This window comes from uncultured Methanobrevibacter sp. (genome assembly GCF_900314615.1).
GTDB lineage: Archaea > Methanobacteriota > Methanobacteria > Methanobacteriales > Methanobacteriaceae > Methanocatella.
In genome coordinates, this window is sequence record NZ_OMWA01000042.1 from 1 (window position 1) to 7898 (window position 7898).

Annotated in this window: 7 protein-coding genes and 1 pseudogene; 4 read left to right on the plus strand and 4 right to left on the minus strand. The window is 36.8% G+C overall.

Annotated elements, in window-relative coordinates:
• Positions 1-113: 113 nt before the first annotated feature.
• Positions 114-1406 (minus strand): tetratricopeptide repeat protein, encoded by a 1293-nt coding sequence (locus tag QZN33_RS11370; RefSeq protein WP_296792697.1) that lies wholly within the window; start codon positions 1404-1406, stop codon positions 114-116.
• 380 nt (positions 1407-1786) lie between these two features.
• Between QZN33_RS11370 and QZN33_RS11375 the strand changes: the two genes are divergently transcribed.
• The 3 genes from QZN33_RS11375 (at position 1787) to QZN33_RS11385 (ending at position 4469) form a co-directional block, all read left to right on the plus strand.
• Positions 1787-3226, plus strand: coding sequence for a gamma-glutamylcyclotransferase (locus QZN33_RS11375; RefSeq protein WP_296792702.1), 1440 nt, complete (start codon positions 1787-1789; stop codon positions 3224-3226).
• 72 nt (positions 3227-3298) lie between these two features.
• A complete protein-coding gene (locus tag QZN33_RS11380; protein ID WP_296792705.1) occupies positions 3299-4192 on the plus strand; it encodes an HIRAN domain-containing protein in 894 nt (297 codons plus the stop codon).
• A gap of 1 nt (position 4193) precedes the next feature.
• Complete coding sequence (locus QZN33_RS11385) at positions 4194-4469, plus strand: hypothetical protein (protein WP_296792708.1); 276 nt, start codon at positions 4194-4196, stop codon at positions 4467-4469.
• Here QZN33_RS11385 and QZN33_RS11390 read toward each other — a convergent pair whose 3' ends face one another.
• The 3 genes and pseudogenes from QZN33_RS11390 to QZN33_RS11730 form a co-directional block, all read right to left on the minus strand.
• On the minus strand, positions 4470-5273 hold the full coding sequence (locus QZN33_RS11390; protein WP_296792710.1) for an ion channel: 804 nt from the start codon (positions 5271-5273) through the stop codon (positions 4470-4472).
• A 65-nt stretch (positions 5274-5338) separates the two neighbouring features.
• Positions 5339-6306: pseudogene (locus tag QZN33_RS11400) on the minus strand (uracil-xanthine permease family protein).
• Positions 6307-6440: 134 nt separating this feature from the next.
• Positions 6441-6623 (minus strand): hypothetical protein, encoded by a 183-nt coding sequence (locus QZN33_RS11730; RefSeq protein WP_342764155.1) that lies wholly within the window; start codon positions 6621-6623, stop codon positions 6441-6443.
• 258 nt (positions 6624-6881) lie between these two features.
• Here QZN33_RS11730 and QZN33_RS11410 point away from each other — a divergent pair, with 258 nt between their 5' ends.
• Complete coding sequence (locus tag QZN33_RS11410; protein WP_296792716.1) at positions 6882-7745, plus strand: hypothetical protein; 864 nt, start codon at positions 6882-6884, stop codon at positions 7743-7745.
• Positions 7746-7898 lie beyond the last annotated feature (153 nt).

Sequence of the window (7898 nt, forward strand, 5' to 3'; positions counted from 1 at the left end):
ATACCCTGTTATTACAAAAAAATTCAACTCCTACACCTTAAAAGTGCAATTCATCTCCGGCTTAAAGAAGCCGGAGAATTCTTGCACAACAATGTTAAATTATATTTTCACCGCTAACTGAATTTTATTTTTGCATTCGGCATCGGTGTGGCCTTGATGATTTCTGCAATATGAAATTTGTCTTTAAAATGCATAATGTATCTTGCTTTTTTGAAATTAAGGATGTAGATGTAATCAGCACTCACAGTCAAATCACAGACTGTATCCGGACTGTTTGCAACGTAACCTATCTTTTCACCGTCCATATAGACTGCAATCGCATTGGGGTCGAATCTGTTTTCAGGCTCATTTTTAAGTACGAACTCTGTATGTTTTCTAAATTCTCTGTGGCTGTAGAATCCTGTTCCCGCAATTGTGATGAGGTTTTCCTTTCCGATATGGCGAAGGATGGAATATTCCTTTTTAAAGATAACTCTTTCAGTGATCTTTTCTTTAACTTTAATATAATGGTTTATATCTTCATCAGTTTCCATATTGGTGAGTATGTCAATTGCATTGCAGATAAGTTCAAGGGCTTTTTCACTCTTTAATCGTCTGCACAGCTCAATGCTCCAATCGAGAAGCATCCTTGATTTGTTTTCAGCATAAACCGGATGGTATTCGATTTTAATGGCGCTGTCATAACACTTCAAGGCCTCATCATAGCATTTCATGGCCTCAAGTATGATTGCCTTGATGTTGTAGTAGCTGGCTGAGGGACTTAGCCGGATTGCCTCTTCGATATATTCTATTGCGGTTCGGTAGTGTTTATCGGATGATTCGGCAAAGTAATTGCCTCGCAAGTAATAAGACCATGCCATGCTTTTAAAGACGATTGAATTGTATTCATCACTTTTTTTAAGTGTCTCATCTATGTATTCCTGAGAATAAGTGTGATAGTCATCATTTTTGAACATTTCGACATGTCTTCGGTAATCTGTTTTCACTGTTTTTAATGCCTTTTCATAGTATTTCATAGCTTCATCAAACCGGTTGAGACATTCAAGTGTTTTTCCTATATCCTGATAGGTTTTGATGTTGTCGATTGGTTCTGAGGGAAATATTTTGGATTTGTAGCATTCAAGAGCTTCTTCATAGAGTCCTGCCTTAAAGCACGCCTCCGCCTTAACGGATATTGAAGTGCGGGGGTATTTTTCAATCAGTTCATTGTAGCATTCAACGGCGCTCAGGTATTCTCCCTTTGCCATGTAGCTGCGTGCCTTTTTGCTTAGTCTGGTGTACTCTTTCGGAGGCTCGTATGTACTGTTTTCCTCTTCCTTTTCTTTTCTGTATCCGAATGTTGTACCGCAGCTGCAGACATTTGTTCCCGGAGATATGTACGCTCCGCAGTTAGGACATGTTCCCATCTAAATCAATCCTTACATGTTTTAACTATCAGTATTATGTTTGCAGTTTCTGCCTTTTAAAAATAATTGAAGGCTTTCTGATTGGTGCAGATTTTAAAGATTAAGGGAGTTTTTTAGCAATACGCTGAAGATAATTTTGTTCAAAAATCTTTGCTTAAATGGGTAAGATGTGAATATAATTTCAGATATTGCCGAAACAGGGATATGAAAAGTAAAAATAATATCTATTTTTTGAACATTGTTTTATGATAATGAGTATTTGTAAGATATTTTCCAATAAAATACAAACATTTATATATAATGCAGTATAAATTAAGTATATCTAAGAACAAAGTACCAAATTGTTTTTAGAAAAAACAGATTTTAAGGAGACCATTACCATGAATAGACTAAAACTTAGAAAACAGAAAAAACCTGATTTTGACGAACTTTGCGAAATGCTGGCTGATTTAAAGGATTTTTCAGATGAAAATCCTGATTTTTCAGATGTCCAATGGCGTGAAAACCTGGATATAATCCTAGATTTTCAGGATGAAGACGGAAGCTTCAAGCTTTTTGATTCATTTGATATTCCGGCTGACGCAAGAGTTGATTTTTGCTACACTCCGACATACATCTGCATAGCTGCTTTAATGAAGGCATACCTTTTGGATGCTGATGCTTTCAGCCTGAAAGAAAAATCAGCACTTCGTGAAAGCCTTAAGATGTCCTGTGCCAGAAAGCTGCGCGGACACGGATACGAAGCATTCAAAGGCCAGATTGAAGCACTCAATATTTTCATGAATGCAGGACTCAGAGAATTCTTGGACCTGCACTGGGAATTATGTCCTGAATTCAGCGAAATGTGTGAAAAAATCATCTCCGATTTCAGAGAGAGGGAATCTGAGGAAAAATTCAAAGGTTCCTGGGGCGAAAGCTATGAAAGCGAGATTAAACAGATCAACGAATACTTCTCCTCAAGAAAAGCCTTCGTCTACGGAACACTCATGAGCGGCCAGACCAATCACAGGTACCTTGAGGACAGTGAATGCATTGGAAAAACAGCAATTGAAGGCTATGATATGTACAGCGCCGGATGGTATCCTGCAATCATCGCCGGAGACGGTCTTATTGTCGGTGAGCTCTACTGCGTACCTCTTGAAGACATGCCAGCCATTGACAGGCTTGAAGGTGAAGGAAGCCTTTACGCTAAAAAATGCGAAATCGTAACTGATGCACAGCTAAATAAAACCCTTGCATTTGTCTACGTTTACCTTGAGGACGTTTCTGAGCTTGAGAAAATCTCTGCATGGGATGAGGAATACCTGTGGTATGTATCCTACGGAAGCAACATGCTGTATGACAGATTCATGTGCTATATCAAAGGAGGATCTTTTGAAAAAAGCAGATACCACCCGCCATGTGAAGATACAGCACCTCCTGTAGCCGTCAGAGACATTGAACTTCCTTACGGGATGTATTTTGGAAACACTTCAGGCTCATGGCACGGCTCCGGCGTTTCATTTCTCGACGTTACATGTAAAGGCAGAGCCCTTGGAGTGGCATATCTCATAACCAAAAAGCAGTTTGAACATGTATGCCGCAGAGAAAACGACGGACGCAAACCAAATCCTGACTATGGCTGGTATGAGGATATCACAATCCTGGGCGAAATGGACGGCTTTGAGATGAAAACCGTTACAAATAAGGATTTGCGCCCTTACAATTTGCCTTCTTTAGAATATCTTGAAACCTTAAAAAGAGGAATCAGACAGAACTGGCCTGAAATGTCAGAATCAGAAATTGAGGAATATCTTGAAGGCTGCATTAGAAGACCTTAAATTAAATGTGACATATATACTAGATTAAGAGATGAATCATGAAAACATGATTATTGGGGTATGGTGATAATTATGGGAGTCTGTCCGAACTGCGGAAGCTGGGTTGATGAAGGTGACGTGTGCGGATGCTGCGGAGGAAGCGGAAGCTATTCTTATGAAGACGATGATGATGAAATTAGTTTCACAGAAATCCAATCAGAAAAGAGCCGATATTCCCGAAAGGCATGGGACCTCTATATGGATTTCAGGGATGAAGAAGCCCTTTACTATATAGATCTTGCACTGGATTTGGATATTGGGGATTCAGGTAACTGGAACAGAAAAGCCATTATATTAGAAAGTCTTAAAAGATACTCTGAATCTCTGCAGTGCTATGATGCATCACTTAAAAGGCGCAGGAGTGCCACTGTCATGGAAAATAAGGCCAGAATGCTTTATGCCTGGGCCTGTGATTTACTTGAAGAGTCAAAGGAATTGCCTGACGGACGTTACCTCTTGTATAAAGCCCGAAAAAAGATTTCCCAGTCAATGGATTCCCTTTCACCTGATACTTCAGAAGATTTAAACAAATATGTCAGATTAAGGGATTCAATTGATTTTTATATAGAGTATGAAAATAAATTTCACTCAAAACTTGAAATACTCAAAAAATATGACAAATCTGAGCTTTTCACACTCACAGGAAAACGATTCTATAAAAACGGTGCTGTCTTAACTGAAGGGATGAATTTAAAGCTTTTAAAGGAAAAGGGCAACGAATTTGACAGTGACGCCATTGCAGTATATGCTGAGGGTGAAAAAATCGGTTATGTGGCCAACAATAACTATACATGCTATGAGCTGACATCACAGGCATCTGAACTTAAGGATAAAATCCCTGATATCTGTGAAGCAGAGTATCTCTTTTATATTGACCGTTACGCTGAAATACAGTATCATATAGCAAGAATAATTAAGGAGGATTAATATGTACGACCCGTATGAAGAAGAGGATTACGAATCAAGAATTGACAACGGAGAAGCAATATGTCTCAACTGCACTTACTGGAGCGTGAGCCCCTACGGTGCATCCTACGGTATGGTATGCCGCAGAGGATATCCAACAGAAGGTCCGGGCGATTCATGCTTTGAATTTTCCCAGTCACGCCATTATGCAAGTTATGGTAATGAAGGTCAGTTCCAGTTTGATGAGACTGCCCAGAGCACAGCCCGCAAACTCTATTACTGGAAAAACAGCAGATAATTATTTGTTTTTTATGAGCTCTTTGAGCTCACTTATTTCTTCATGGAGTTTTTTATTTTCCTTTCTTATTTCTTCAAGTTCGCTTTCAATCCTTTGTGATTTTTCATCCACGCTTTTTTTAACCTCATCAATTCCGTCATCCCCGCCTTCAAGCATGTTGTCTGTTAAGTATGATGATATGGATGCGGTAATTGTTGAGAATATGACTATACCTATTAAAATCAGTATCATTGTCAGTATCTTCTCGTTATATGTCTGGGGAGTGATGTCCCCGTATCCGACAGTGGTGAGTGTAACTATAACGAAATAGAAGTAATCGAAAGGCTCATATGTGGTTCCGAACACGTAAAATAGCGCAGTATATGATATAATGATGATAGCTATTGCGATTATGATTTTGTGAAATTCAGTCTTTTCAAAGAACTTTCCAACAGAACCCATTCTCGCAAAGCTGATTACTCTAATTAATCTTAAGAGTCTGAGATATCCGAAAACAGATCCCGGAAAATTAATCGGTACGAATAAATCGATTATAAAATCAAAAGGTATTGAAGCAATCAGAAGAAGGATGTTGTCCTTGTCAAGCAGAAACTCTTTTTTTGAGGGAGCTCTGTATAAACAAAAAAAGTATTCGCCTAAAAGGATTATGCACACAATAAGATCAAAAAGTTCAATATGAGCCATTGTAGACGGCGAAACATTTAAAATGAGTGAAATGGTAATCAGTATAAAGTCCGCAATAATAATCAGAGGTAAAATTCGGTTATACCACATTTCTGTTTTTTCATTTTTAAACATTCTCATTTTCCAAAATCCTCTTTTAATTTTGCAAAAATATCTTGCTGATAATAGTTTATTTTTATTGATTATTAAAGATTTTTTTCGCCAAAGCATAAGTTCAGGATGACTCCTGCAATCGCTGCAAGAGACATTCCGGAAATTGAAACTGACAGATTTCCGTATGCAACTGACAGGGCTGCACCGCCCAGGCCTAAAACGAGCATGGCTCCTGTAACAACTACATTTCGGGTATTGTTAAAGTCAACCTGGTTCTGGATAAGTATTTTAATCCCGTTGACTGAAATGAAACCGTATAACAGCAGTGAAATTCCTCCTAAAACAGGCTGGGGGATTGCTGAGAAAAGTGCTGTCAGATGACCTGAAATGCAAAAAGGACTGCAATTACCGCAGCAAGGAAAATTACATAAGCAGAAGCGATGCCTGTCATTCCTATGACTGATGAGTTCTGGGAATATGTCGTGTTGGCCGGACCTCCTATTAATGCGGCAATTAATGTTGCAATGCCGTCACCCAAAAGTGTCTTTTGAAGTCCAGGATCTTCGATTAGGTCATGTCCTATTATTTCACTCAATACCTTGTGGTCTCCGATATGCTCCACAATTGAAACTACTGCAATCGGAATTATTGACAGTGTTGTTGCGAAATTCAAATCATAATTAATGAATGGCAGGTAAAATTTAGGAATTTCAACTGCATCAGCTGCAAGCACAGATGAAAAATCGACTAAACCTAATGCTGCAGAGGCAATATAACCTGCAAGTATGCCTATTAAAAATGGGATTATTTTTAAAATTCCCTTTGCCCGAATGGCAATCAGTGCAGTTGCCAGAAATGAGATTAACGCAACAATAATATGAGTCACCGGAACAACCTTTAAATCCAGGCCGATTTGTGAAACGGCAGTAGATGCAAGGGACAGGCCGATTATGATAATCATCGGGCCTACCACTACGGGAGGAAGCAGTCTGTTAATCCAGCCGGGTCCGGTCATCCGGATAACGATTGAAACAATGAGATATACAATCCCCACAACCATCAGGGATGTGAATATGCTTTCAACACCTCCGACAGCATAGCTTGCACCATGAGTGCTATAAAAACAAATGAGCTTCCAAGAAATACCGGACTTCTGTAACCTGTAACTGCCAGATAGATAAGAGTTCCTATCCCTTAGGTAATCAGTGCCATCGGAATTGACAGTACCTCTGCTCCTAAAGTGGTGTTTACTACGATAGGGACTAATATTGTGCCTCCAAACATGGCTAATACGTGCTGGAGTGACAGTAAAATCCAGTTTAAAAGCGGTGGTTTTTCCTTTACGTCCAGTTGCAGGTTATTTGTCTTTTCGCTCATGGTTTCATTTTTTAAGTTATTTTAAAATTTTGGTTATACAATTATTTGTTTTTAAAATGATTAATTTGTTTCTATCAATATTGTTCTAGTTTTTATGTAATAAATTTCATTATAACTTAAAAATAATATTGATTTGAACTTATTTTTTTATATTAATAACTAAAAATTGTTTTAAAGCTAAATAGAATGATTTAAATATTAATTTAACAAATATAACTCCATACAATTTGTTTAATTAATTAAAGGAGCTATAAAAAAATGAGTATTGAAACTACTAAAAACAGAGATATTTTTGTAAAATTCTGTTTCATGTATTTTTTGACCCACATTTTAAAGGTTCTCGGAATCGACGAGGAAATTGAAGAAATATTGCCTAGTGAAGAGATAACATTCAAAAAAATAGGCAAGCAAAAGGTCTTTGATAACTTCCTTGATTTTCAGGTATTGACAAAATCCGGTAAAATACTGATTTTTGAAGTGAAGAAAAATCCGTTAACTAAAAAAGATTTGAAGCAGGCTTATGAATATTATGACAGAATACATTGCAAACAAAAAGCAGAAGTTAAATTAATAATTATAGTATTGTCCAATAAAGGAAAAATAAGTGAATATACAAAAATGGATATAACATATCATCCAGAAATCATTAAAACGAAAAACATAAACAAACAAAAAGATTTAAGTATAATCCGTAACAAAATACACAACAATGAGAATTTAACTACTGCAGAATCTTCATTATTAATCGCATTACCATTATTTGAAATCAATGAAAGTGAAGAAGAAATCACAGAAGAAATCTGCATATCGATTAAAAACAAAAAACACTGCATTCCCAGTGCAATATTGGATGAAATAACACTGGCAATGTATTTAAACATAATAGAATATGTTGAAATTGAAAAACATGAAAATCTATTGGGGATGATTAACATCGCAGAAAAATATCAGGGATTAATTGCACAAATCAAAAATGAAGGATTTGAAGATGGGGAAAAGAAAGGTTTTGAAAATGGGGAAAAGAGTATTATTTCCAAATTATTACAGACATTCTCTATTGAAGTTGTAGCTGATTTGCTAAATAAGGACATACATGAAATCAATGAAATTATTAAAAAGTAGAAACTCCGCTTTCTACTTTTTTCTTAAAAACCTTATAATATTTTCAGTATTTCAAATTAAAAAGCACATAATTAATTTGACGTATTTCAAAAAATTAATAAAATTCATTGATAGTGAAATGGTTAACGGTATAATTCCTTTTATAAACTTGTG

Coding starts and splice junctions, on each gene's coding strand:
- QZN33_RS11370 (WP_296792697.1), bottom strand. CDS start 1,406: ATGGGAACATGTCCTAACTGCGGAGCGTACATATCTCCGGGAACAAAT.
- QZN33_RS11375 (WP_296792702.1), top strand. CDS start 1,787: ATGAATAGACTAAAACTTAGAAAACAGAAAAAACCTGATTTTGACGAA.
- QZN33_RS11380 (WP_296792705.1), top strand. CDS start 3,299: ATGGGAGTCTGTCCGAACTGCGGAAGCTGGGTTGATGAAGGTGACGTG.
- QZN33_RS11385 (WP_296792708.1), top strand. CDS start 4,194: ATGTACGACCCGTATGAAGAAGAGGATTACGAATCAAGAATTGACAAC.
- QZN33_RS11390 (WP_296792710.1), bottom strand. CDS start 5,273: ATGAGAATGTTTAAAAATGAAAAAACAGAAATGTGGTATAACCGAATT.
- QZN33_RS11730 (WP_342764155.1), bottom strand. CDS start 6,623: ATGAGCGAAAAGACAAATAACCTGCAACTGGACGTAAAGGAAAAACCA.
- QZN33_RS11410 (WP_296792716.1), top strand. CDS start 6,882: ATGAGTATTGAAACTACTAAAAACAGAGATATTTTTGTAAAATTCTGT.